At 62.2% G+C, this 23,182-nt stretch carries 20 protein-coding genes and 1 pseudogene; 15 read left to right on the forward strand and 6 right to left on the reverse strand.

The window, feature by feature from the left end; all coding sequences use genetic code 11:
• Positions 1–29 precede the first annotated feature (29 nt).
• Positions 30–536, reverse strand: a pseudogene (locus ACKUG4_RS06045) (methyl-accepting chemotaxis protein); the annotation flags it as partial.
• A 1,490-nt stretch (positions 537–2,026) separates the two neighbouring features.
• Positions 2,027–3,697, reverse strand: a complete 1,671-nt coding sequence (gene gcbA / locus ACKUG4_RS06050; protein ID WP_039772046.1) for a diguanylate cyclase GcbA — start codon at positions 3,695–3,697, stop codon at positions 2,027–2,029.
• A gap of 325 nt (positions 3,698–4,022) precedes the next feature.
• Between gcbA and ACKUG4_RS06055 the strand changes: the two genes are divergently transcribed.
• From ACKUG4_RS06055 to ACKUG4_RS06100, 10 genes are all read left to right on the forward strand, one after another.
• Positions 4,023–5,171 (forward strand): DUF2515 family protein, encoded by a 1,149-nt coding sequence (locus tag ACKUG4_RS06055; protein WP_445433641.1) that lies wholly within the window; start codon positions 4,023–4,025, stop codon positions 5,169–5,171.
• 68 nt (positions 5,172–5,239) lie between these two features.
• Positions 5,240–5,890 carry a hypothetical protein gene (locus ACKUG4_RS06060; RefSeq protein ID WP_445433642.1) on the forward strand — a complete coding sequence of 217 codons (651 nt, stop codon included), beginning with the start codon at positions 5,240–5,242 and terminating at the stop codon, positions 5,888–5,890.
• A complete protein-coding gene (locus ACKUG4_RS06065; protein ID WP_445433643.1) occupies positions 5,869–6,375 on the forward strand; it encodes an Hcp family type VI secretion system effector in 507 nt (168 codons plus the stop codon). The genes ACKUG4_RS06060 and ACKUG4_RS06065 overlap by 22 nt, the downstream gene beginning before the upstream one ends.
• Positions 6,372–6,848, forward strand: a complete 477-nt coding sequence (locus ACKUG4_RS06070) for a hypothetical protein (protein WP_445433644.1) — start codon at positions 6,372–6,374, stop codon at positions 6,846–6,848. The genes ACKUG4_RS06065 and ACKUG4_RS06070 overlap by 4 nt, the downstream gene beginning before the upstream one ends.
• Positions 6,849–6,985: 137 nt before the next feature.
• Positions 6,986–8,053 (forward strand): DUF2333 family protein, encoded by a 1,068-nt coding sequence (locus ACKUG4_RS06075; protein ID WP_011332269.1) that lies wholly within the window; start codon positions 6,986–6,988, stop codon positions 8,051–8,053.
• 3 nt (positions 8,054–8,056) lie between these two features.
• Positions 8,057–8,614 (forward strand): NUDIX hydrolase, encoded by a 558-nt coding sequence (locus ACKUG4_RS06080; RefSeq protein WP_445433645.1) that lies wholly within the window; start codon positions 8,057–8,059, stop codon positions 8,612–8,614.
• A 187-nt stretch (positions 8,615–8,801) separates the two neighbouring features.
• Positions 8,802–9,173, forward strand: coding sequence for a translation initiation factor Sui1 (locus tag ACKUG4_RS06085; RefSeq protein WP_007951016.1), 372 nt, complete (start codon positions 8,802–8,804; stop codon positions 9,171–9,173).
• A gap of 218 nt (positions 9,174–9,391) precedes the next feature.
• Positions 9,392–11,305 (forward strand): arginine decarboxylase, encoded by a 1,914-nt coding sequence (gene speA, locus ACKUG4_RS06090; protein WP_039772053.1) that lies wholly within the window; start codon positions 9,392–9,394, stop codon positions 11,303–11,305.
• A 232-nt stretch (positions 11,306–11,537) separates the two neighbouring features.
• The gene (locus ACKUG4_RS06095) at positions 11,538–12,887 is read left to right on the forward strand and encodes a type VI secretion system Vgr family protein (protein ID WP_445433646.1); all 1,350 of its coding nucleotides are present in this window, start codon (positions 11,538–11,540) and stop codon (positions 12,885–12,887) included.
• Positions 12,884–13,678, forward strand: coding sequence for a DUF4123 domain-containing protein (locus ACKUG4_RS06100; protein WP_445433647.1), 795 nt, complete (start codon positions 12,884–12,886; stop codon positions 13,676–13,678). The genes ACKUG4_RS06095 and ACKUG4_RS06100 overlap by 4 nt, the downstream gene beginning before the upstream one ends.
• A gap of 9 nt (positions 13,679–13,687) precedes the next feature.
• Here ACKUG4_RS06100 and ACKUG4_RS06105 read toward each other — a convergent pair whose 3' ends face one another.
• Positions 13,688–15,037, reverse strand: a complete 1,350-nt coding sequence (locus ACKUG4_RS06105; protein WP_445433648.1) for an MATE family efflux transporter — start codon at positions 15,035–15,037, stop codon at positions 13,688–13,690.
• 37 nt (positions 15,038–15,074) lie between these two features.
• Positions 15,075–15,368, reverse strand: coding sequence for a hypothetical protein (locus tag ACKUG4_RS06110; protein ID WP_007951010.1), 294 nt, complete (start codon positions 15,366–15,368; stop codon positions 15,075–15,077).
• Between the two features lie 143 nt (positions 15,369–15,511).
• Here ACKUG4_RS06110 and ACKUG4_RS06115 point away from each other — a divergent pair, with 143 nt between their 5' ends.
• The 5 genes from ACKUG4_RS06115 to ACKUG4_RS06135 all read left to right on the forward strand — a co-directional run bounded on the left by ACKUG4_RS06115 (position 15,512) and on the right by ACKUG4_RS06135 (position 19,950).
• The gene (locus ACKUG4_RS06115; RefSeq protein ID WP_007951009.1) at positions 15,512–15,814 is read left to right on the forward strand and encodes a MazG-like family protein; all 303 of its coding nucleotides are present in this window, start codon (positions 15,512–15,514) and stop codon (positions 15,812–15,814) included.
• Positions 15,814–16,563, forward strand: coding sequence for a methyltransferase (locus ACKUG4_RS06120; protein ID WP_064593249.1), 750 nt, complete (start codon positions 15,814–15,816; stop codon positions 16,561–16,563). The genes ACKUG4_RS06115 and ACKUG4_RS06120 overlap by 1 nt, the downstream gene beginning before the upstream one ends.
• A 12-nt stretch (positions 16,564–16,575) precedes the next feature.
• Positions 16,576–17,190 carry a DUF4136 domain-containing protein gene (locus tag ACKUG4_RS06125; protein WP_445433649.1) on the forward strand — a complete coding sequence of 205 codons (615 nt, stop codon included), beginning with the start codon at positions 16,576–16,578 and terminating at the stop codon, positions 17,188–17,190.
• Between the two features lie 53 nt (positions 17,191–17,243).
• The gene (locus ACKUG4_RS06130; RefSeq protein ID WP_064593251.1) at positions 17,244–17,801 is read left to right on the forward strand and encodes a DUF4136 domain-containing protein; all 558 of its coding nucleotides are present in this window, start codon (positions 17,244–17,246) and stop codon (positions 17,799–17,801) included.
• 151 nt (positions 17,802–17,952) lie between these two features.
• On the forward strand, positions 17,953–19,950 hold the full coding sequence (locus ACKUG4_RS06135) for a pilus assembly protein TadG-related protein (protein WP_445433650.1): 1,998 nt from the start codon (positions 17,953–17,955) through the stop codon (positions 19,948–19,950).
• Here the strand turns inward: ACKUG4_RS06135 and ACKUG4_RS06140 are convergent.
• On the reverse strand, positions 19,947–22,694 hold the full coding sequence (locus ACKUG4_RS06140) for a PAS domain-containing sensor histidine kinase (protein WP_445433651.1): 2,748 nt from the start codon (positions 22,692–22,694) through the stop codon (positions 19,947–19,949). The genes ACKUG4_RS06135 and ACKUG4_RS06140 overlap by 4 nt on opposite strands.
• Positions 22,691–23,137 (reverse strand): TadE/TadG family type IV pilus assembly protein, encoded by a 447-nt coding sequence (locus tag ACKUG4_RS06145; RefSeq protein ID WP_064593254.1) that lies wholly within the window; start codon positions 23,135–23,137, stop codon positions 22,691–22,693. The genes ACKUG4_RS06140 and ACKUG4_RS06145 overlap by 4 nt, the downstream gene beginning before the upstream one ends.
• Positions 23,138–23,182: the final 45 nt, after the last annotated feature.

The raw sequence follows: 23,182 nt of genomic DNA on the forward strand, positions 1-23,182 counted from the left end.
TGATAGCGGACTTGGCCCTGCGCTGTGTGTCACACGCGGAACGCCTGCACGGCGGTGTGCAGCTGACCGCCCAGCAACAGCAAGTTCTCGCCTTGCTCGCGGCCCTGACCGATGCGCAGCAGATTGTCCCCGCCCAACTGGTGAATCCGTTCGCTGTGATCGCGAATCTCGCTGACCGCGCCGCTCTGTTGCGCGGTGATCTCGGCAATGCGGATGGCCGTGTCGGAGATGGTCTGGATCGCGCCGACAATCCTGTCCAGCGCCCCGTCCGCCGATTGCGCCTGATTGGCGGTGGCCTCGGCATGTTCGACCTGTGCGCGCATGCCCTCGACCGATTGCCGGGCGGCGGTTTGCAGGCCGGCGATCAGGGTCTGGATTTCGGCGGTGGCGCCGGCGGTGCGTTGCGCCAGTGAGCGGACTTCTTCGGCCACCACGGCAAACCCACGGCCCATTTCCCCGGCGCGGGCGGCTTCGATCGCCGCGTTGAGCGCCAGCAGGTTGGTCTGGTCGGCAATCGAGCGGATTACCGTCAGTACGCCGCCGATGGTCGCCGACTCTTCGGCCAGGTGTTCGATCATCTGCGCATTGCCTTGCACTTCACCGACCAGCGCGTGCAGGCCGGTGAGGCTCTGGCCGATCACCTGTTGCCCGTGTTCGACCGCCAGCCCGGCATGGCGACTGGCGTCGGCGGCCTGGCGCGCATCGCCGGCCACTTGCTGAATGGTCGCTTCCAGTTCGCCGAGAGAATCACGGATCAGCGCTGTATCGCCGGCCTGATGTTCGGCACCGCTGTGCAAGTCATTGCTCAGTTCGGCGAGGGTGCGGCTGCTGCCCGCCACCTGTTCGGCATTGCCGCGAATGGTCCCGACCAGATCCACCAGGTAGGCGCGCAGACGATTGAGCGAGGCTTCGATGTCGTGCAGTTCGCGGTTGGTCTTGCCCAGATGAATGTCGCGGCTGAAGTCGCCTTCGGCCCAGGTCGACAGCGCCGGCGCGAGGTTGGTCAGGGTGCGGGCCAGGCGCCGCTGCAGGGTATCGATCAGCAGCGCGATCAGCAGAATCAGGCCGATCATCACGCCTTGCATCAGCCGTACTTCGCCCTGGATCTGCCCGTGCTGGGCGCGTACCACCGGTTCGAGGCCGGCGATGGCTTGTTGCACGGCGGCGATTTTCTGGTGGGTTGCGGTGCTCAGGTCGGTGCGCTTCTGGATCTGCTCGCGGGTGCGCGCCAGCTCCGCCGGATAACGGCCGAGCAAACTGTTGAGTTCGCGTTTGAGGCCGACGCCGGCGTCTTCGGCGGCGGCTTTTTCGGTGCTTTCGATGCCCATCAGCGCGGCGAAGTCGTCGCTGCCGGACTCACTGCTGGCGACCACACCGAGCAAGGGCAGGGCATCGATCGTTTGGGCCTGGGCGCGGATGTTGCTGACTTCGCGCTCGACATCGGCGGCCAGTTCACTGCGTCCGCTGCTGACCAGTTTGTCCCGGGCCAGCGACAGTTTGCCCAGATGTTGAGAGGCGATCAGCAGGGGCGTCAGGTAGGTCGCGTTGCCACCGGCGTAGGTGCTGAGTTGGTCGAGACTGGCGCTCAATTCGCGCTCGGCCTGCAATAGCAACGCCTGCGGATCACCGGCGAGTTTGCCGGCAGCCAGCAGGTCGGTCTTGCTGAATTCATCGAGGCCGCTGAGGCTCGGGCGCAAGGTGTCGGCCAGCGCGGGTGGCAGCTCACCGAGTTCTTTGTGCAACTGATCGATGGCCTGGCTGGCGCTGCTCAGGCGCAGAGCGTCACCGCTGGCGAGGTAATCCTCGACGTTGCGTGCGACTTCATTCTGAAATTGCTGCGACAGCCCCAGATAACGCTCCATCAACAGATACGGGCGTTCCAGGGCTTTCTGCGACCACCACAGGGTGGCGCCGAGGGCCACGCAGACGGCGACCAGCAACAGAGTGTTGAGATTGGTGAGCAACTTCAGGCGCATGACGGCTACCAACGGCAGAATGGTAAGTGCCTGAATTTATTGCGGTTCTGTTACAGGGTTATGACCGATTGGGGCGATTCCGATGAAAAAGTGGCACTTTGCTTTGAGTCGCGGGCGGTCTGCACCCGATTGCGCCCTTCGCCCTTGGCGCGATACAGCGCCTCGTCGGCCTGGCTGGCCATCATCAGGCTGTCGGAGTCGTCGCGCATCTCCACCACGCCGGCGCTGAAGGTGCACCACAGATCCTGCGGCTGGGCCGGATAGTGAATCTCGGCAAAGCGCTGGCGGATTTCGTCGAGCACTTTGTGCGCGGCTTCTATATCGGTGTCGGGCATGACGATGGCGAACTCTTCGCCGCCGTAACGGCCGATGAAGTCGGTCTTGCGCAGACGTTGCTTGAGGAACAGCGCCAGGCTCTTGATCACCCGGTCGCCCATGGGGTGGCCGTGGCTGTCGTTGACCCGTTTGAAGTGGTCGATGTCGAGCATGGCAAAGCTCAACGGCTTGTTCTCGCGGCGGGCGCGGAACGAACAGTCTTCGAGCAATTGCAGAATGTGCGTGTGGTTGTAGAGGCCAGTGAGGCTGTCGCGAACCATCCGTGCTTTCAGGTTGCGCGCGCGGGCGGCGCGGTTGCGTACGGTGGTGATCAGGTGGCGCGGCTTGATCGGCTTGGTCAGGAAGTCGTCGCCGCCCTCGCTCATGGCGTCGAGCTGCTTGTCCAGATCGTCTTCGGCCGACAGGTAAATGATCGGCACGCTGACGTAGCGATCGTTATGACGAATGACCTTGGCCAGCTCGGTGCCGGTGCAGGCCGGCATGTACATGTCGAGAATGATCAGGTCCGGCTGGAAGTCCGCCAGCTCGGCCATGGCCTGGATCGGTTCGATCAGGGTGCGGGTGACGATCCCGGCGCTGTTGAGCAGGCGTTCGGTGTGCAGGGCCTGGGCGCGGGAGTCGTCGATGATCAGCACTTTATAGGGTTCGTACTGGGCGACGCAGGTCAGGACTTCGATCTTCTCCAGCAGGCTCGAGGCTTCGAGGGTACCGGTGAGAAATTCCTGGCCACCGGCGCGCACCGCTGCGAGGCGGGTCGGGGTGTCGGTTTCGTGCAGGCTGAAGAACAGCAGCGGCAGCGGTTCTTCCAGACCTTGCTGGGCTTCGGCGGCGAGCTTCAGACCGACGCCGGCGCCGCTGAAATCCACGTCCATGACAATCGCGGCCGGCAGGCGCTCGACCATCGAGGAGCGAAACGCCGACACACTGTCCAGCGCCTGAGCGCTCAGACCGAAAAACTCCAGCTGCTTGGCCAGCCGCTCGGCGCGGTCGTGATCCTGCAGCATCACGTAGATCGGTTTGCGCAAGGGCGGCAGGAAGGTCTGATCGAGCTGATCGCCATGGCGCAGCCCGGTGCGCGACAGACGCTGCATCAAACGGTTGAGATCGGTGATCAGGCCGCTGCTCAGGCGTCCGCGATTGGCGTCCACCGCTTCCAGCGACTGGCTGATGTGGCGGGCCAGCTGCGTGTGCTCGGGCTGTTCGAAGCGCTCGGCAAAACGCAGCAGGCGCAGATTGGCCTCGCTCAGTTCGGCGAGGTCGGCAGTGGACCACTCACTGCGTTGCAGGCGCTGCCATATCTCAAGAATCTGACGTGCCTGATGAATTACCCGCTGGGCAAAGTGGTGCTTGAGGCGCTCACGGCTGGGGTCTTCTGGCTCGGTCATATCCTGACTACTAGTTAGGCTGCATGCTGAGATCGACTGGTGGCTCTATGCTAGCACCTCTTTTCCCTTACATGAGTGTCGTACGTCAATAATCTGCTGTGCGTCACCATTCAGTTTCTGACTGATCGGTTTCATCCGGGACTTGCTCGTCGATCAAATGCCCGTAAACCGGGCCTTGAAGGATGTTTCTTAGGGCTTTTGAGGACGCTTCCCCGCGCTCGATGGTCATCGTCTGTCAGGGCTTTCTGATTTTTCCCAAGGTCGGTTTCGCAAGTGTTTTGCGCTGGTAGGGTCAGGGAAACCCCTACCGGATGTTTGCCCGGACATGACCCAGTGTTTCAACAAATACCCCAGCGATGCCCTGCGCCTGAATCACAACATCACGCCCGTTGCCGACTGTGAGTGCAATGAAGAGATGTTGTATGGCGAACGGGTGAGGGTGACCGAGGTGCCGGTTTTGACGTGCCAGTGCCTTTGGCGTGCCTATCAGCGGGAGGCGGAGAACATCGTCGCCCCTGACGGCGTGCTGATCGCCGATCCGGTGCAGCGCAACCGGGCGATCAACGCCGCGTATGCCCGACTGTGGCTGCATGACTCGCGGTTCCAGTGGGCCGGGCTGGCGGCGTTCGCGTCCAAGCAGGTCGGTTGTGGATTGCTGCATGCGGGGGACAGTATCGAGCTGATCCGCCAGGAGCATGAGGCGCGGCAGCGGGTGCGGGACGGGCGCCGTGAGTCCGGGCTGCTCACTCCGGACAAAATGCCCCGACAGGCCGAGGACTGGGGGGATTACCAAGAGGCGAGGGCGCGCAACCCTGTGCCTTCGCTGGATTTGCGTACTTCGGGTGAAGAGCTGTCATTGGTGCAGCAACAGTTCCGGCATGTGTACGACATGATGGCGATGGGCAATACCACGCTGTTTCTGGATGTTTATCCGCTGCATCAGTTTTATGCGGTGCGAGGGTTGGCGGAGTTGAAGAAGTGTTTGAGGGCACGCGAAGGCATTTATGGGCACGCAAAGTTTCCCGTGCTTTGGCCGGTAAGTCAGGAAACGCTCCCGTTTGGGAAGGCGTTTGAACAAGTCTTGAATGCCTTCGAGGCCATTGAGGCGGGAAACATTGCCTCAAGCGTGCAGCATCTGGCCTGGCACGAACAGCAAAACATTCTTCAGCCGAGCATCTACGAAAACCGTCAATTGGTAATGCTGCTGCGTAGCAACCATTTTTCTTACGTGACCGGCTTCCCTTCCGGTGTAGCCCAGGCCATCGAGCTGACCCTCTCCAGTCAATGTCAGCGGGTCGATGACGGTCGCACCATCGATTTTGGCCGCAACCCGCTGGCGAACCTATCCGATCTCGATCAGCGAATGGCGTTTGTCCTGCGGGCCGCAGCCCGTTTTCACCAGATGCTCAATGACAGCAACAGAGACGCACTGGCGCAATCCATCCGTGAGATTGCTGCCTTGGAGGGCGCTTGATGTGCTTGCGTGCCTGTCTGTCCAGATGGCGTTGTTGGGCATGGCTGGGGTTTTGTGGTGTTTTGGCAGTGGCTGCCGCACGTCAATTGACACAGCCTTTGTGGGGCGATTCTGTGATCGCCATGTCCGTTGGAGGAACGTATGAGTACATGCGTGACCATTCAACCGCACCCCTCGTTATATGGGGCCATGTTGGCAGGCGCGTCTGGGGTGGCGCTTCCAGGACAGATGCGCGCCTGCGATTTGTCGATCCGCAGTACGGTTTCGAAACGCCGCTGGCGCGGTTCTTTACGTTCACTTTCAAGGGTGACGTGGTCGGTAATATTCGTATGTCTCCCCAGGTCGAACCGTTGCTGATTGAAGATGCCTTGAAGGTCGTTCTCGATCTGCAAGCCCAATGGTGCGCGAAAGGGTGGAAACCCATGGGGACGCGGAACAATCCCACCATCGCGGACACCCCCGAGTGGCGGGCCTTTCTAAGACCGGGGGTACGGACTGGTACCACTTACTGGAAGGCCGGCGAGCAGTACGAAGCGATGTTGTTTCTTGGACGATTCGCCGACTCCAGACACCCCCACCAGGAGCGCTATCTCATCACTCTAGAGCTCAGCAAACCCTGGAGATTCGAGGAAACGGAAGACCTCTACGAAGAACCCCACCCCTTTCCCCCGCCGCAACCCAAAAAAGGAGCAATACCATGCCAACCCCTGCCTTTATGACCCTTCATGGCAGCCGCCAGGGCCTGATCAGCGCCGGTGCCTTCACCGAACCGTCGGTGGGCAACAGCTACCAGAACGGGCGTGAGGACAAGATCATGGTTCAGGCCTTCAGCCACGGCATTCTCCTGCCCAACGGCGCGGGTGCCGGGCGGCGAATGCACAAACCGCTGGTCATCACCAAAACCATCGACAAAGCGTCGCCGCTGATCCAGGTCGCCCTGTGTTCCGGTGAACGGCTGAGCAAGTGTTGTCTGGAGTTCTATCGAACATCGGCCCACGGTACTCAGGAGCACTTCTATACGATTGAACTGGAGGACGCGCAGATCGTCAGCGCCGAGGTCTTTATGCCCGACTGCCAGGACCCAGTCACAGCGCACCTGACACAACGGGAAAAAGTCCACTTCAGTTACCGTCGCATCTACTGGCGGCATGAGATCAGCCGGACGATGGGTTCGGATGAGTGGCAGAGCGAGGGCCAGGGATGAGGATGGTTCACCATTCGCACCTGACCGAAAACGAACGCCAGCATGTCTACCCCGTGGACCAGGCGCTGGAGCTGGTTTGCAAGGTGTTGCTGGAGCGGCAACCCCTCGAAGGTCTCGATCAGTTGCGGGCAGGCCTGATGCTCGATCTGGACAGTGAAGTGCTGGAGCAGATTGAACACGGCGACTGGCTGCTGCTCAGGGCTGACGCCGATTACGGCGAATGGCCCACTGCCCAGTCAGCGTTCGATCAAGCGGTACTCGACCTGATGAACAATCCCCCGCCCCAACCCACCCGAACACCGCGAATCTATCGTCTGGTCGACAGCATGACCGGCGAGCCATTGCCGCAGCAGGCCTACATTGCAACGGTCGATGGTGTTCCCACCCAGCGCCGAACCGACGCGCAGGGCATCGCGCATCTGTTCATGCCAGATGATGTCCGGCAGATTTCAATGCGAATTTTCAACGTCTGAAGGCTGCGTCTATCCTTTCGTTCACTGCCGACCTTCACTTGTTTTTCTCCGCTACCCTGATCGCGGGTGCCCGGTCGAGGCACGTTGTTGTATGGTTGTGGTCGAACCGTTGAACCCAAGATTGAAAGGATATCGCCATGCTGGACTGGAAGAACCGCGCGGGCAGCGCGCCTGAACGTGCCGCCGAGCCCAAGTCGGCCGCCCGCAGCTATGTCGGCGGGCTGTTGTTCAGCCGGGCGCTGGCCACGCTGGTCGCCATTTACCTGTTGGTGACTATTGCCCTTGGCTGGTACTGGAGCCAGGAGCCGGCGCTGTTTCCCGTAGCGCAGAACGCTCAGGTTGCCGCCGAGAAAGAGGGCAAGCAGATGGTGGTTGGCTACACCACCGTCGAAACCCTGAAAACCGTTGCCGGCACGTTGCTCGACAAGCCGGGCGGCTATATTTCCAACGACCGTTTCCCGCCTGGCCTGTGGATGGACAACATGCCGAGCTGGGAATACGGCGTACTGGTGCAGGTCCGCGACCTGACCCGCGCCCTGCGCAAGGATTTCGCCCGTTCGCAGTCGCAATCGGCTGAAGACGCCGACCTGGCCAAGGCCGAACCGCGCTTCAACTTCGACAACAAGAGCTGGGTCCTGCCATCCAGCGAGTCGGAATATCAGGAAGGCATCAATTCCCTGAGCCGTTATCAGGCGCGCCTGTCCGATCCGACCCAGAAAAACGCGCTGTTCTACGCCCGTGCCGACAATCTGAACAACTGGCTGGGTGATGTCGGCACTCGTCTCGGGTCGCTGTCGCAACGCCTGTCGGCCAGTGTTGGCCGGGTCAAACTCAACACCGCGCTGAAAACCGAAGTGCCGGCGGTGGGTGAAGTGCCGCAGGTCGACGAGGAAGTCGTCGAGACTCCGTGGATGCAGATCGACAACGTGTTCTACGAAGCTCGCGGTCAGGCCTGGGCGCTGTCGCACCTGCTGCGCGCGATCGAGGTCGATTTCGCCGATGTGCTGGCAAAGAAGAACGCGACCGTCAGCGTGCGTCAGATCATCCGCGAACTGGAAGCCTCCCAGGAACCGATCTGGAGCCCGATGATCCTCAATGGCAGCGGCTTCGGTGTGCTGGCCAACCACTCGCTGGTCATGGCCAACTACATTTCCCGGGCCAACGCGGCCGTGATCGATTTGCGTCAACTGCTCAATCAGGGCTGAGTCATGGACGAGAGCGCCAAAGAGGCGGCCCACCGCGCCGCCTCGGATGCCGAACAGATCGCCTGGGTGGACGAGCAGGACAACCTGCTCGGCGCCCTGGTGCGTTCGGACCTGCGAGAACGCGGACTGATCGGCCGTGGCACCTACATCATGCTGTTCAACTCCGCCGGTGAACTCTGCGTGCATCGGCGCACGTTGAGCAAAGCCATCTATCCCGGTTACTGGGACGTGGCGGCGGGCGGCATGGTGCAGGCGAACGAGACCTACGCCGAGTCGGCGGCCCGTGAGCTGGAGGAAGAGCTGGGGGTGAGTGGTGTCGAACTGACGGTCCACGACCATTTCTACTTCGAAGACACCGGCAATCGCCTGTGGTGTTCGGCGTTTTCGGCGGTGTGGGACGGGCCGTTGATCCTGCAGCCGGAGGAGGTGCTCGAAGCGCGCTTCATTCCGATCGAACAGGTCATGCGGGAAATCGAGCAAAAGCCTTATTGCCCGGACTCTCTGGCAGCCTTGAAACGTTATCTGAAGGCTCAGCAAAGCAACGTCGCAAAGAACACATAAATTGGCGCCGATTGGCACTTAGCAATCGGCGTTTTTGCCGTTACACTGCGCGACCTTTTCAAGCTGCACCGGCCTGCTTTTATTGAAGAACCGGTGCAGTAGCGCTGCCCCTGCCTGAGTGGGGCTTCGCGGTCGATAGCCTTGCCCAAGGCTGCGATCAGTCTTTGTCCTCCCGAGAGGATTGCCGGTGGCCAAAAAAGCCGCATCCTTCGCCGCCCTGGGCGGCCTGGTATTTTCCACCGACGCAGGTCGTCATTGCCCGGAATGCAGCAAGCCGGTGGACGCCTGTATCTGCAAGCAAACCGTGATCCCGGCCGGCGACGGCATTGCCCGTGTGCGCCGCGAGAGCAAGGGGCGTGGCGGCAAGACGGTGACCACCATCACCGGCGTGCCTCTGGCCGAAGACGCACTCAAGGAGCTGGCGACAACGTTGAAGAAACGTTGCGGCACCGGCGGTGCGTTGAAAGACGGGATCATCGAGATCCAGGGCGACCATGTCGAGCTGCTCCTGGCCGAGTTGGTCAAGCACGGCTTCAAAGCGAAGAAGTCCGGCGGCTAGCAGCCTCTGTGAAACCCACCGGCGGCTTGATTCAGCTCCAGAGTCCCTGGGCCTGACGTCGTTTCCATGGTTTTCACAGAGCCTGTTCATGACCGGTTTCTAAACTCAACGCTGTCAGCGCGGTCTACCGCCCCGCTGACGAACCGTCATTTTCATTCTTTAGACTGCGCCGGCCTGCGATCAGGCGACGCACTATGACTTCTTTATAGGGGACTTCGATGTCCGTACGACGCACACGCAAAGACGATGGCAGCCAATGGACAGTTGCGGACAGCCGCAGTGTTTACGGGATTCGCCATTGGGGGGCCGGGTATTTCGCGATCAATGACGCCGGTCGCGTCGAAGTTCGTCCGAACGGCCCGAGCAGCTCGCCTATCGATCTGTTCGAACAAGTCGACCAGCTGCGCAAGAGTGGCTTGTCCCTGCCGCTGCTGGTGCGTTTTCCCGACATCCTGCAAGACCGCGTCCGTCAGCTGACCGGCGCTTTCGATGCGAACATCGAGCGTCTGGAATACCAGAGCAAATACACCGCGCTGTACCCGATCAAGGTCAACCAGCAGGAAGCGGTGATCGAGAACATCATCGCCACCCAGAACGTTTCGATCGGTCTGGAAGCCGGCTCCAAGCCCGAGCTGCTGGCCGTGCTGGCGCTGGCGCCGAAGGGCGGCACCATCGTCTGCAACGGTTACAAGGACCGCGAGTTCATCCGTCTGGCGCTGATGGGCCAGAAGCTCGGCCACAATGTATTCATTGTGATCGAGAAAGAATCCGAAGTCGGTCTGGTGATCGAAGAGGCCGCCTCGCTCAAGGTCAAGCCGCAGGTCGGTCTGCGCGTGCGTCTGTCCTCCCTGGCGTCGTCGAAGTGGGCGGACACCGGTGGCGAGAAATCCAAGTTCGGTCTGTCGGCGGCGCAACTGCTGTCGGTGGTCGAGCGTTTCCGCGCGGCGGGCCTGGATCAGGGCATCCGTCTGCTGCACTTCCACATGGGTTCGCAGATTGCCAACCTGGCCGACTACCAGCACGGTTTCAAGGAAGCGATCCGTTACTACGGCGAGCTGCGCAACCTCGGTCTGCCGGTCGATCACATCGACGTCGGTGGTGGCCTGGGTGTGGACTACGACGGTACGCACTCGCGCAACGCCAGTTCGATCAACTACGACATGGATGACTACGCCGGTGTCGTGGTCGGCATGCTCAAGGAGTTCTGCGATGCGCAGGCGCTGCCGCATCCGCACATCTTCTCCGAAAGCGGCCGCTCGCTGACCGCGCACCACGCGATGCTGGTGGTGCAGGTTACCGACGTCGAGAAACACAACGACGAAATCCCGTTGATCGAGAACAAGGAAGCGCTGCCGGAAACCGTGCAGTGGCTGGTTGACCTGCTGGGCCCGACCGACATCGAAATGGTCACCGAAACCTACTGGCGCGCCACCCACTACATGAGCGACGTGGCCGCCCAGTACGCCGACGGCAAACTGACCCTGGCCGAGAAGGCCCTGGCCGAGCAGTGCTACTTCGCCGTATGCCGTCGTCTGCACAACTCGCTGAAGGCACGTCAGCGTTCGCACCGTCAGGTGCTGGACGAACTCAACGACAAGCTGGCCGACAAGTACATCTGCAACTTCTCGGTATTCCAGAGCCTGCCGGACACCTGGGCGATCGATCAGGTGCTGCCGATCATCCCGTTGCACCGTCTCGACGAAGAGCCGCTGCGTCGCGCGGTGCTGCAGGATCTGACCTGCGACTCCGACGGCAAGATCAACCAGTACGTCGACGAGCAGAGCATCGAGACCAGCCTGCCGGTGCATGCGCTGAACGAAGGTGAAGACTATCTGCTGGGCGTGTTCCTGGTCGGCGCCTATCAGGAAATTCTTGGCGACATGCACAACCTGTTCGGTGACACCGACTCGGTGAACATTTACCAGAACGCCGACGGCAGCGTGTACCACGCCGGCATTGAAACCCACGACACCATCGAAGACATGCTGCGCTATGTGCATCTGTCGCCGGAAGAACTGATGACTCACTATCGCGACAAGTGCGCCAGTGCCCGCATCAGCGCCAGCGAACGCACCCAGTTCCTCGATGCCCTGCGCCTGGGTCTGACCCGCTCCTCCTACCTGTCCTCCTGAGACCAGGTTCCGCTTTTATCTGGTTGTCTGAAATTGTTCCGCCCACCGCGGACGTTTCAGATGACCGGGTGAGACGCTTCTTTTTCTCTTCGCGAAATGGCCTGTTTCCAGGCCAGCAAAGTGACGTTGTCTGCTTTTCGCGTAGGTCATTTCCGAATTTGTAGTTCGGCCCTCTACTCGGCCATGGGTCTCGGCGAGAATCCCCGCCCGCCCCCCTGTAGAGAATCCCCCCATGTTCGATCCAGCCGACGAGCCGTCGTTTCGTCTCGATGTAGCGGGCCTGTCCGACTCGCTTGAAGTCCTGGCATTTACGGGTTGCGAAGCCATCAGCGAGCCTTTCGCGTTCGAGATCGACTTGCTGGTCGATGATCCGCACCTGGACCTTGCCGGGCTGATGTATCGTTCGGCGCGCCTGTGTTTCGGGCCTTGCGGCAATGGTATTCACGGGCAGTTGCATAGCCTTGTCCAGCATGAACAGGGGCGCAGCGCCCGGTTGTGCCGGGCGCGGCTGGGGCCGCGGTTGAGCTGTCTGGGACTGCGCTTCAGCCAGCGTATCTTCAGCGACCGCTCGGTGCCGCAGATTCTGGATCAGGTGCTCAAGGAGCACGGCATCAGTGGCAACTGGCGTCGGTTCGATCTGCAAGGCGCTTATCCGCCCCGGACATTCTGCACCCAGTACGGCGAGTCGGATCTGCAACTGGTACAGAGGCTGTGCGGACAGGCACGCATTCACTATCACTTCGAGCAAGGGAGCCAGGGGCATTGCGTGGTGTTCGGTGATGACCCGGCCCAGCTGCCACGCGCCGGCAACCTGCAATTCGAGAGCGAAGAAGGAGCGCCGTCGCCGCCAGTGCGCCGCTGGCAACTGGGCGAGCATGCCCGCCTGCACGCAAAGGGGCCGCGGCGGTCACTGACGGCGCAGGGGCATTCCGATTCGCCAACCCTGCGCAGTGGTCATTGGTTGACGATTTCCGGCGAGCCCTTGGCAGACGCCAATACGGACTGGCTGGTGAGTCGAATCGAGCATCGAGCCGATCAGTCGCTCGAGCCGCCCTACAGCAACCGGATTTTTGCCCTTGACCAGTTGCCGGAGCCTCGATCACCCGTTGAATACCGCGGTGCTCGCATGTGCAGCCCACAGCGTGCCTGGGTGGTGTCGGTCGAGGAGACGCAACCTGATGCCGTGCGGCCGGTGGCCGTTCAGTTCGACTGGCTTTATCAGGGCGAAGGGGCCCGCCCCAGCCACTGCTGGCTGCCGCTGGCGCCGGCGTTGGCCGATACGCCGATGGCATCATTGAAGGACGGGGTAGAGGTGGTGGTGAGCTTTCTCGAAGGTGACCCTGAGCAGCCCGTGATCAGTGGCGTCTTGCAGGTCCCGGCTCTCGCCGAAGTCGTTGAGGATGACGCGCCGTCACCTCTGCCCGAGCGCCTGGATACCGCCGGCGTGCCTCAATGGTTGAAGGCGGCCGAGCCTCTGTTGTTGCTGTGCCTGATACCGGGGGGCGGCAGTTATCGCCATTGCTCGGCGTCACTGTGCAGCTGTCGATTGGTCGCCGGGCTCAAAACGAGCGATGGAAGATGAGCGGCGCAGCCCCCGGACAACGCGCTCAATGGTTGTTGCTGGATATCGCACAGGCGCCTCAGGCAGTGAAGACGTTACGTCAGGGATTCTCCGGTGTGCACTGCCTGCAGCTGTTTGACGGTACCGAGTTTCAGCCGGTCAGTGAGCAAGGCCCATGGCTGATCGACCTGCGTGACTGCCCGGCGCTATCGGCGCTCTGTCATACCGATCCCATGACCTGGCAAGGGCTGCTGCTGGGCAGCGAGGTCTCGGCGCAGTCACTGCGCGAACACTTGCAGCGGATGCTGACCGTGTCCATCGGCCTGAATCACCGGGCACTGCTCAATTTCTACAATCGGCAGACCGCCAGTTACTTTTTCGATGCCTGCGATGCCCGGCAATTGAGCTGCTGGCTTGGGCCGATCGGATGGCTGCGCTGGTTCGGCGGGACCTGGGCCGATCTGGCTGGTGGCAGTCAGGGCTGGCAGCAACTGCGCAATCCGGGGCTGCCCGTGGAGCCGCTGCGCATCGAGCAAAGCCTGACCCGTCAACAGCGTGAACGCTTGCACCGTTGCCTGCTGGATCAGCATGTCTGGCGCTGGAGTCAGGCGACGGGAAACAACTTTCGGCTGATATCTGCCTTTCAGGAACAAGGTCTGGCACTGGGCTTCAGCGAGCGGACGCTGCTGGACGACTGGTTGTGGCTGCGTTTGCTGAATCCGCGTGCCGAGCTGATGCCGCTGCCGCAAGGTCTGACTCCGCGGGAACGACTCGAACTGTTGCGTCGACGCTGGCTGAGCGATCCATCGTGAAGCACAGCTTCAGTGAGCGGCACCGTTGAACCAGCCATCGGTGCGTCGCAGCCACCACGCCAGTCCCCCGAGGGTCAGGCTGCGCAGCACCATGAACAACAGGAACGAAATCCACAGGCCGTGATTGCCCAGACCTTGCAGCGCCCAAGCGACAGGCAGCAGCAGGATCACGGTGGCCAGCATGCCGTTGCGCATTTCCCGGGCACGGGTGGCGCCGATGAACAGGCCGTCGAGCAAGTAGCTCCAGACCGCGATCAACGGCAGGACAGCCAGGTAGGGCAGGTAAATGAACGCGGTCTCCCGCACGCTCTGGATGTCGGTCTGCATTTCGATGAACAGGTGGCCGGCCAGCAGAAACAGCGCGGCAAAGCCCAGGCTCGCGAGCAACGACCAGCCGCCGGCAACCACCAGCGAACGGCGCAGGGCCAGACGATCACGGGCGCCGATGGCGTGGCCGCACAGGGCTTCGACGGCGTGGGCCAGTCCGTCCAGTGCGTGGGCGGTCAGCAGCAGGCCGTTGAGCAGCAGCGCGTTGGCCGCGACCGTGGCATCGCCCAGTCGCGCGCCCTGCACGGTGATCAGGAAAAACACCGATTGCAGGGCCAGGCTGCGGATGAAAATGTCGCGGTTGACCGCCAGCAGCGGACGCCAGCTCTGCCAGATTTTCAGAGCCGCCCAGGCAATGTGTCCGGGATAGGCGCGCAAGGCTCTACGAGTCATCCACAGGCCGAGCAGGGCGCCGCTCCATTCGGCACTTACCGATGCGCGGGCCGAACCGACCACGCCCCAATCCAGCCCAATGACGAACCACAGGTTGAGCACGATGTTGATCAGGTTGGTGCTCAGCAGAATCGCCAGCGGCGCCCGGGCATTCTGGGTGCCGAGGAACCAGCCGACCAGCGCATAACTGGCCAGCGCCGCCGGCAGCCCGAACAGGCGGGTGTGAAAGAAGTCACGGGTCAGTTGATCCAGCTCCGCCGACGGTTGCATGAAGTGCAGTGCGACCCCGCTCAGTGGTACACCCAGCGCCCCGAGCAGCAGCGCCAGCCCCATCGCCAGCAGCAGGCCCTGAAGCAGAATCTGCCGCAAGGCCGCGCCGTCGCTGCGCCCGGCGGCCTGGGCGGCGAAGCCAGTGGTGCCCATGCGCAGAAAACCCATGGCCCAGGCCAGAAAGGTATACAGGCTGGCGCCAACCGCCACCGCGCCCAGTTGATGGGCGTGGGGCAGATGGCCGATGACGGTGCTGTCGACCAGCGCCACCAGCGGCACGGAAATGTTGGACAGGATCATGGGGGCGGCGAGGGCCCAGACCCGGTGATGGGTCGGGCGGTCGCGCCAGTCGGCGATCAGGTTGGACATGCGGGCTCCTTGGGGAGCGGCATTGTAGCGGGAGGTGTCAGTGAATGATCCAGCTCAGCAGCCACAATCCCAGCAGCAACCAGATGATCCCGGCGATGATCGAGGCATTCATGAACGCGCGGATCGCTGACCACAGCAGCATCAGGCCGACGATCAGCGCAATGATGCTGATGATCGACGTGTCCATGCCCAGCGCCTTCGACAGCCCGTCGACAAAGTTGCCGCCAGCGTTGCCCAGCAGATTGAACAGGCCGCTGAGGCCGTCGACGATGAAGCGGATGATCGAGCCGAGCGCCTGGCCCAGCCATTCGAAAAAGCTTTCTACCTGCATGTCTGTTTCCTGATGAAAGAGCTGAGCCTTGGGCCGCAGCGGGTGCGGTCGAGTTCCCTGCAAGCATAGAGGGTTTTAACGGTCGACTGGCGCTTGCCTTCGCTCGGCATCCCCCCGAAGCTATACGCCTTCAGGAGAGCCCGATGAACCTTGTTGAACTGACCGAACGCCTGCACGCCATTCGCGACCGTAATGACTGGCGGCAATTTCACAGCCCGAAAAACCTGGCCATGGCCGCCAGCGTGGAAATGTCCGAACTGGTGGAAATCTTCCAGTGGCTGACCGAAGACCAGTCCCGCCAATTGCCGGCGGACAAACTCGCCCATGCCGGGCAGGAAGTCGGCGACATCGTGCTCTATCTGTTGCTGCTGTGCAGCGAACTGGGGCTGGACATGAATGAAGTGGTGCGCAGCAAACTCGCCGACAGCGAACGGCGGTTCAGCTGATGAGCGACCGTCATTTCGATCAACTGGCGACCCGTTTCGCCGAAAAAATCTACGGCGGCGCCAAAGGCGCGATTCGCCTAGCGGTGTTGCAGGCCGATCTCGCCGAAGCCTTGCCGGACCGCCCGTTGCGGGTGCTGGACATCGGTGGCGGCCTGGGCCACATGTCGTTGTGGCTGGCTGAACGCGGGCACGAGGTGACCTTCACCGAGCCGGCCGAACCGATGCTCGAAGGCGCCCGCCAGCGCTTTGCCGAAGCCGGGCAAAGCGCGACGTTCATTCAGGCGCCCTGGCAGGAACTGCTCGGCCAGCTCACCGAGCCTTACGATCTGGTGCTGTGCCATGCGGTGCTGGAATGGCTGGCCGAACCTCACGCGATCCTGCCGGTGCTGCATCAGTTGACCAAGCCCGGCGGCTGGCTGTCGCTGGCGTTCTACAACCGCGATGCGCTGATTTACCGGAACCTGCTCAAAGGCCATTTCAAGAAAATGCGCAAGAACGACCTGGCCGGCGAAAAGCAGAGCCTGACCCCGCAGCAGCCACTCGATCCACGGGAACTGGCGACGCAACTCGCCGGGTTGTGGCAGGTCGAAACCCAGAGCGGGGTGCGGGTTTTCCACGATTACATGCCGGTGGAATTCCAGGCCCGCGCCGAGTTGATTGATTTGCTCGAGATGGAGCTCGCCCACCGTCGTCACCCAAGCTTCGCCGGGCTTGGGCGCTACTTGCACTGGATCTGCCGGCCGATCTGATCGGAGCGAGATATGAAAGGTCATTCAGGGTTACTGCTGATCTGTCTGGGGTTGGCCGCCTGCCAGGGCAGCAACCCTTACGTGGCGCAGTCACGACCGTTGCCGCCGGCCCCACCGCAAGCGGCGACCACCTTCGACCGCAGCGCTTATCCCGCGCCCCCTCGTGACTACGGGCGCTATCGCAGCTGGGCATGGCTCAACGGTCAACTCCCACCGGGCACGGCCTGGGCGGATTCGGCGCAAGTGGCCGAAGCCGTCAGCAGTGCGTTGGACCAGCGCGGCCTGCGCCCGCTGCATGACAATCGCCCGGCCGACCTGCTGGTCAGCGCCAACCTGAGCCTGGAAACCCGCCTGCGTCAGGTGCAGGACGATTACGGTTACTACGGCGGCGGCTACGGCGGTTATGACCGTTACGGCCGCGGTTACGGGATGTACAACACGGTGCCGATCGTGCGTACCTATCAGGAGCAGGTCGTGGTGGTGCGGGTCGATCTGTTCGACGCCGGCAGTGGTCAACCGGTCTGGAGCGCCAGCGCCGAAACCGCTACCCAGGGCACGCAAAGTGATCGCACCGATGCGATTCGAGAGGCTGTCGAAAAGGCCATGTCGGCGTATCCTCCCGGTTAGCCTTCTGCAAATGAAAGCGCCCTCAGGTTCATGTCTTCCACCGGAGAAAAACCATGTTCCGCCGTCTTGCTTTACTGGTCGTTATCGCGCTGCTCAGTGCCTGCGCCTCGAACCAGGTCAATCATGATTTTGACGCCAGCCGCGACTTCGCCGCGTATCGCAGCTGGAGCTGGAAAGACCCCGCCCTGCAATACCGCCCCGATGATCCACGGATCAAGAGCGACCTGACCGAGCAGCGCATCCGTCAGGCCGTTGCCGATCAACTGGATCAGCGTGGCTTGCGCCCGGCCGCCTCGGGCGCCCGAGGCGATCTGTTTGTGCAGACCTACCTGATCGTCGAGGACCGTCAGCAACAGGTGACCACCAACTACGGCGGCGGTTGGGGTGGCCCGTGGAACGGTTACTGGGGCGCGCCGATGTACAACGAAACCCGCAACATCACCTACAAGGTGGCGACCATTCAGGTCGATCTGCTCGACGGCAAGGACGGCAAACTGGTGTGGCGCGGCAGCGACGAGCAAATACTCAGCCGCACGCCGAACCCGGCGGATCGCAGCAATGCCATCCGCGAAACCGTGGCGCGGATCCTGTCCAACTATCCGCCGCGTTGAGTCTGTTGAAAAAAGTACGGGAGCCAAATGGCTCCCGTTTTTTATGGGCGGGTGAAAATGGCGCGTTGCCAGCAGTGTTGCCTGCGCGTGTCTACACTCTTACGCATCCATGGAGGTTGCGCCCGGCCGTGCGCCGGCAAAGGAGTGCGCCATGTCGCGTCATTCGCAGTGCGGCGGGCCAGCCCGGCAGCGGGGAGCCATCGGCCTGATGGCGGCCGCCACCCTCAGCCTGGCGCTGGTGTTGATGTTGCTGGTCGTGGACACCGGTCGCCTGTACATGGAGCAACGCAAACTGCAGCGCCTGGTGGACACCGCCGCCCTCGAAGCCGTCAGCCGTGGCGGCAATTGCCTGCCGGGCCTCACCGCCGCCAGTTACGCGGGGCAAAGCGCGACACGCAACGGGTTTGTCGCCAATGCCACCAACGTTCTTGTGATCGATTGCGGAAAGTTGGCGACAGCCGCCACCGGCCTGCGCACTTTTACGGTGGACGCCACGCAATCAGAGGCGGTCAAGGTCGCGGCCAACCGTACCGTCACCACCAGTTTTGCCGGCGGGGTGCAGGCGTTGTTCAGTGGCACACCCGTCAGTCTCAACACCGTGCTATACGCTTCGGCGGTGGCGGCCAAACCCAAGCCGACCGTCGCTCAATTGAACATCCGCAGCAACCTGGCCAGCATCAGCACCGCGCAATCGAACATCCTCAATCCACTGTTTTCCGGGCTGCTGGGCGGTAACGTCAACCTGACGGCCCTGGGCTGGGAAAGCCTGCTCAACACTGACATCAACCTGCTTGGCTACCTGAATCAACTGGCGATCAACCTCAACGTGGCTGCCGGCAATTACACCCAGTTGCTCAATACCCAGGCCACGGTGACGCAACTGATCCAGGCCGCGATTACGGCGGTCCAGCTCAACGGCGCCACCGCTGAAGTGATTACCGCGCTGGGCCAACTGCAAGTGGCGGCGATCAATGCCGCGCCGGTCAAGCTCGGCGACATCCTGCAATTGCAGACCGGCACCACGGCCGCCGGGCTGGATGCCAATCTGCAGTTGCTGCAACTGGTCCAGGGCGTGATTCAACTGGCCAACAGCAAAAGTGCGGTGGCCGCGACTCTGCCGATCAGCGTGCTGGGGCTGGCGAATGTCACGGTGCGGGTCAAAGTCATCGAGCCGCCGCAGTTTTCCGCGATCGGCGATCCGGCGCTGGCCAGGGCCAATCCCACCGGGCCGAACCGGATCTATGTGCGCACCGCGCAGATACGCACGCTGCTTTCGGTGAATCTGCCGGTACTGTCCGGGGTGACCGGGTTGGCCAACGCGGTACTCGGACTGGTTGGCACGCTGACACCGACCCTCAATGCACTGTTGAGCCTTAATCTGGTCGCCACATTGAATTCGGCCGGCTGCCTGCTCGGTGCCGGTTGTGAGCAACTGGACCCGAAGCTGTTGCCCTCGCCGCAGATCGACATCAGCCTGGACGCCGGTGGTGCCGTCAGTTATGTCACCGATTACAGTTGTCCGACCGGCAATGCCGGCACCAAAAGCCTGACGGCCCGAACCACCACCTCGATTGCCGATCTCAAACTGGGCAAGATCGACCCGACCAACGCCTTCTCTTCTGCCGCCCAACCCACCGTCACACCGTTGCCGCTGGTGGATCTGGGCACGGTGACCTGCCACAAGATTCTGGGGATCGGCAGCTGTGACCCGAGCACTCACGTGCCATACGGCGCCGGCGGTATCGCGATCATGGTCAACACCAGCGTGGCGCAGAACACCCAGAACCTGGTGTTTTCCAGCGGTAATCCGTTCGCCACACCGCCCAACCTGAAACTGCCGCCAAGCGTGATTGCTGCCGCGCCCTCAACCAACATCGTCAACAGCCTGGCAAGCACCCTCGCCGGGATCAATCTGATCGTCTACAAACCCCAGGGCAGCAACCCGCTGGGCGCGATTGTCACAGGCGTTGCCAGCCTGATCAGTGATGTCACGACGATCCTGCAACCGGTGATCACCAATCTGGTGAGTCCGCTGCTGGATCCGCTGCTGAACAATTTGCTCAAGGGGCTGGGGATCAACCTGATGGATGTGGATGTCGGCGCCAACATGACCTGCGGCCAGACCGGCAAGGCCTATCTGGTGATCTAGTCGTCGGCGGCGATCGGCAGTTCGATGCAGAACCGTGCACCGTCCGCCGAGTTGCGCACACTGAGGTGGCCGCCCATGTTCTCGATGATCCCGTAACTCACCGACAACCCCAGGCCGGTGCCGACACCTATCGGTTTGGTGGTGAAGAACGGTTCGAAAATCCGCTCCAGCAGACGCGGGTCGATACCGCCGCCGTTGTCTTCGACCCACAGTCGCACGTGCTGCTCGTCGCGTTCGGCGTAGATCGAAATCCACGGCTTGAATGCTGAATCGGACTCGCGTTTGCCCAGCAGCGCATCCCGGGCGTTGACCATCAGGTTGATCAACACCTGTTCAAGCTGATCGACGTACCCGCGCACCTGAACCTCGAATGCGGTTTCACTGATGCGCAGATCCACGCCTTTGCCGCGCATGCCTTCGGCCAGCAACGACAGCGTGCCTTCGATGGCGCTGGCCGGGTTGAACAGCTGCTGCTCGATCTCGGAGCGACGACCGAATACCCGCATGTGGTCCACCACTTTCGCGGCGCGCTGCACCTGCGCATCGATGCGATTGAGTTTGTCGGTCAGGTAATCGATCTGCGCATCGCCGTTGCTCAGGCGCTTCCGTACGTTGACGATGGCCATGCGCATGACGTTCAGCGGCTGATTGATTTCGTGGGCCAGGCCGGTGGCCATTTCGCCAAGGGTGGCCATTTTTGCGCTTTGCGTGAGCTGCTGTTGAGAGCGGCGCACTTCGGTGTTGTCACGGCCAACGGCTTGTACTTCGATCAGTTTGCCGTGCTCATCGAACACGCCGCGATCCGACCACACCCACCACGCATGTTCGCGCCCCGGTAATTGCAGGTTGATTTCGGCGCTGCTGACGGGAGATTGCGGGGTCAACTGCGCCAGGCGCTCAACGAAGGCCGCGCGCTGAACGTCGGACATCCAGCTGCCCAGATCGACCCCGGCCAGGGCTTCGGGGGCGCATTCCAGATAGGTCGCCAGCGGGCGGTTGCCGAACGTCAGGATCAGATCCGGGCGATAGCGGCAGATCATCGCCGGCGAGTCCTCCACCAGAATCCGGTAGCGTTCCTCACTCTGTCTGACCTGCTCGGCGGCCAGCGTTGCTTCGGTGACGTCCAGCCACAAGCCGACAGCTTCCACCGGGAGGCCGAGGTCGTTGCGCAACAGCCGGGCTTCGTCGAGCAGCCAGTGGTAATCGCCGCGACTGTCGCGCATGCGATAGCGGGCGCGCACCGAACCTTCGCGCAGCAGTTGCCGGGTTCGCTCGAAATACAGGGCGCGGTCTTCCGGATGAATCCGCTCTGCCAGCGCACTGGCGTCACAGTCCTCCAGGCTCCAGCCCAGTAGCGGTTGCAGGCTGGCGCTGAAAAACGCCGGCAGCAAGGCGCCTTCGACGTAGTGCTGGACGTAAATCACCGCCGGCGAACTGGCGATCAGGTTGTCCAGCCGTGCATGGGCTGCAGCGGCCAGTTGCTGCTGGTTCTTGATGTCGCTGATGTCGAGCATGAAACCCACCAGCCGCCGGTGCTCGCCGGTGCCGGTGACCTGCCCCTGAAGGCGATACCACGCCTGCGTCTGGTCGGCATCCCGAGGATGCAGGCGCACGCACAGGTCGAGGATTTCCCCTTGCATCTGCAGGGCTTGCAGGCGGCTGCGGACTTCTTCGCGATCGGCGGGATGGATCAGGCTCAGCCAGGCCTCGAGCGTCAGCGTCGAGCTGTCCTGTTGCAGGATGGCGGCCAGCGTCGGGGCCAGTTGAATCTGCTCGCTATGGCTGATTTCCCACCAGCCTGTGCCAAGCATTGTCTGCAACGACTCCAGCCGTTCCAGTTGCAGTTGATGCTGCTGCTCGCGCAAGCGACCGAGAAGGGGCCCGGCCAGGGCGCCCGCCAGCATCAGCCAGTCGCGATCGGCCAGATGCGGCGCGGTCTTGTCCACCGCGTAAAAACCGCAGAGCAGCCACGCCATCACGCCTCGATCATCGCTGTAGGGCACGGCGAAGCCTTCGGCATTACCGAACAGGCCCTGGACCCGCGAGTGTTCATACTGGCCGTAATGTTCACCCAGCCTTTGCGGGCCGGTGCCATTGAGGCTGTCGAGTGGCGTGCCCAGACGCTGGCCGTCATGCCACAGCGCCGGGGCGTCATGGGCGTGGAACTGCTGATGGATCTGCCAGCCCTGTTCCTGCTCATCGAGCAGGGCGAGTGCCAGGCACGGGATCTGCCAGCGCTGGGCGATCACCTGCAATTGTTCGCTGACGAGCATCGGCAACCGTCCCAGGCTGCAGCTGCGCACCTGTTTGCTGATCTGCTCGGCGAGCATGTGGCACGCCTCGCGCTGATGCGCTTGCTGGCGTTCGGACAACAGGTCGGCAATGTCGATCAACTGCAGCAGCCAGCCATCGCTCAGCGGCTGGACCCAGCCGCGCAGGTGCAAGGTCTGGTCGCCCAGACCGGGAAAATCCAGGTCCAGCAGTTGGCCTTGCCAGTCTTGCGGGCGGCCCTCGATCGCCAGCGTGCAGTGCGCCAGCAGGTAGTCGTGCAACGGCAACGGTTTGTCGCGGGGCGTCTGTTGCGCCAGCAGCAGGCGCAGCGGGCCGGCCATTTGCAACACGCCGCCGTCGCTGTCGAGGTGGATGTGCAGGCCCGTCAGCGGGGTCCCGAGTACGTCCGGCAAATCGCTGGCGACCATACTTCGCTTGAGCAGGCGGCCGAGCAGGTTGTCACCCGGAGTCAAAATTTCAGGCTCGAAATGGCGGTCAGGTTGGCGGGCAGGCTGGGGACAGCGCCGACGCCCGGCAACACCAGAAAGGGGATGACCCGATTGAGCTTGCTCACCGGGTAATTGACGCTGACGGTGAGCGTGCCCTGGGCCGGGTCGTAGACCGTTGTCGTGTCCGTGCCGACCACCACGTTCAGCGACGACGGCAGCACCGACAATTGCTGGGTCAACGCGGCATTGGCGGTGCTGACCAGCACGCTTGCATAGTTGGGAACCGCGGGATCGACCGCCACGGCGCGGCGGATGGCTTCGGCGGTGACCTGGTTGAACGTCTGCATCAGCACGAACGGCAAGCTGTAGCTGACGAGGCCATAAAACACCGCGAAAAAGATCACGAACACCAAGGCGAACTCAATCGCCACCGCGCCTTTTTGCGCCTTCCGAGAGCCGGTTTTCATCCGTGCGTCTACCCTGACAGTCACTGCGTAGTATCAGCATAGAAT

The organism is Candidatus Pseudomonas auctus (assembly GCF_048654275.1).
Classification (GTDB): Bacteria; Pseudomonadota; Gammaproteobacteria; order Pseudomonadales; family Pseudomonadaceae; genus Aquipseudomonas; species Aquipseudomonas pharyngis.

What these genes read in the sequence shown, in the direction of transcription:
- ACKUG4_RS06065 (WP_445433643.1), top strand. Translation starts at nt 5,869, where the DNA reads ATGCCAACCCCTGCCTTTATGACCCTTCATGGCAGCCGCCAGGGCCTG.
- ACKUG4_RS06145 (WP_064593254.1), bottom strand. Translation starts at nt 23,137, where the DNA reads ATGAAAACCGGCTCTCGGAAGGCGCAAAAAGGCGCGGTGGCGATTGAG.
- ACKUG4_RS06055 (WP_445433641.1), top strand. Translation starts at nt 4,023, where the DNA reads ATGACCCAGTGTTTCAACAAATACCCCAGCGATGCCCTGCGCCTGAAT.
- ACKUG4_RS06070 (WP_445433644.1), top strand. Translation starts at nt 6,372, where the DNA reads ATGAGGATGGTTCACCATTCGCACCTGACCGAAAACGAACGCCAGCAT.
- gcbA (WP_039772046.1), bottom strand. Translation starts at nt 3,697, where the DNA reads ATGACCGAGCCAGAAGACCCCAGCCGTGAGCGCCTCAAGCACCACTTT.
- ACKUG4_RS06135 (WP_445433650.1), top strand. Translation starts at nt 17,953, where the DNA reads ATGTCGCGTCATTCGCAGTGCGGCGGGCCAGCCCGGCAGCGGGGAGCC.
- ACKUG4_RS06130 (WP_064593251.1), top strand. Translation starts at nt 17,244, where the DNA reads ATGTTCCGCCGTCTTGCTTTACTGGTCGTTATCGCGCTGCTCAGTGCC.
- ACKUG4_RS06075 (WP_011332269.1), top strand. Translation starts at nt 6,986, where the DNA reads ATGCTGGACTGGAAGAACCGCGCGGGCAGCGCGCCTGAACGTGCCGCC.
- ACKUG4_RS06105 (WP_445433648.1), bottom strand. Translation starts at nt 15,037, where the DNA reads ATGTCCAACCTGATCGCCGACTGGCGCGACCGCCCGACCCATCACCGG.
- ACKUG4_RS06125 (WP_445433649.1), top strand. Translation starts at nt 16,576, where the DNA reads ATGAAAGGTCATTCAGGGTTACTGCTGATCTGTCTGGGGTTGGCCGCC.
- ACKUG4_RS06100 (WP_445433647.1), top strand. Translation starts at nt 12,884, where the DNA reads ATGAGCGGCGCAGCCCCCGGACAACGCGCTCAATGGTTGTTGCTGGAT.
- ACKUG4_RS06080 (WP_445433645.1), top strand. Translation starts at nt 8,057, where the DNA reads ATGGACGAGAGCGCCAAAGAGGCGGCCCACCGCGCCGCCTCGGATGCC.
- ACKUG4_RS06120 (WP_064593249.1), top strand. Translation starts at nt 15,814, where the DNA reads ATGAGCGACCGTCATTTCGATCAACTGGCGACCCGTTTCGCCGAAAAA.
- ACKUG4_RS06095 (WP_445433646.1), top strand. Translation starts at nt 11,538, where the DNA reads ATGTTCGATCCAGCCGACGAGCCGTCGTTTCGTCTCGATGTAGCGGGC.
- ACKUG4_RS06110 (WP_007951010.1), bottom strand. Translation starts at nt 15,368, where the DNA reads ATGCAGGTAGAAAGCTTTTTCGAATGGCTGGGCCAGGCGCTCGGCTCG.
- speA (WP_039772053.1), top strand. Translation starts at nt 9,392, where the DNA reads ATGTCCGTACGACGCACACGCAAAGACGATGGCAGCCAATGGACAGTT.
- ACKUG4_RS06115 (WP_007951009.1), top strand. Translation starts at nt 15,512, where the DNA reads ATGAACCTTGTTGAACTGACCGAACGCCTGCACGCCATTCGCGACCGT.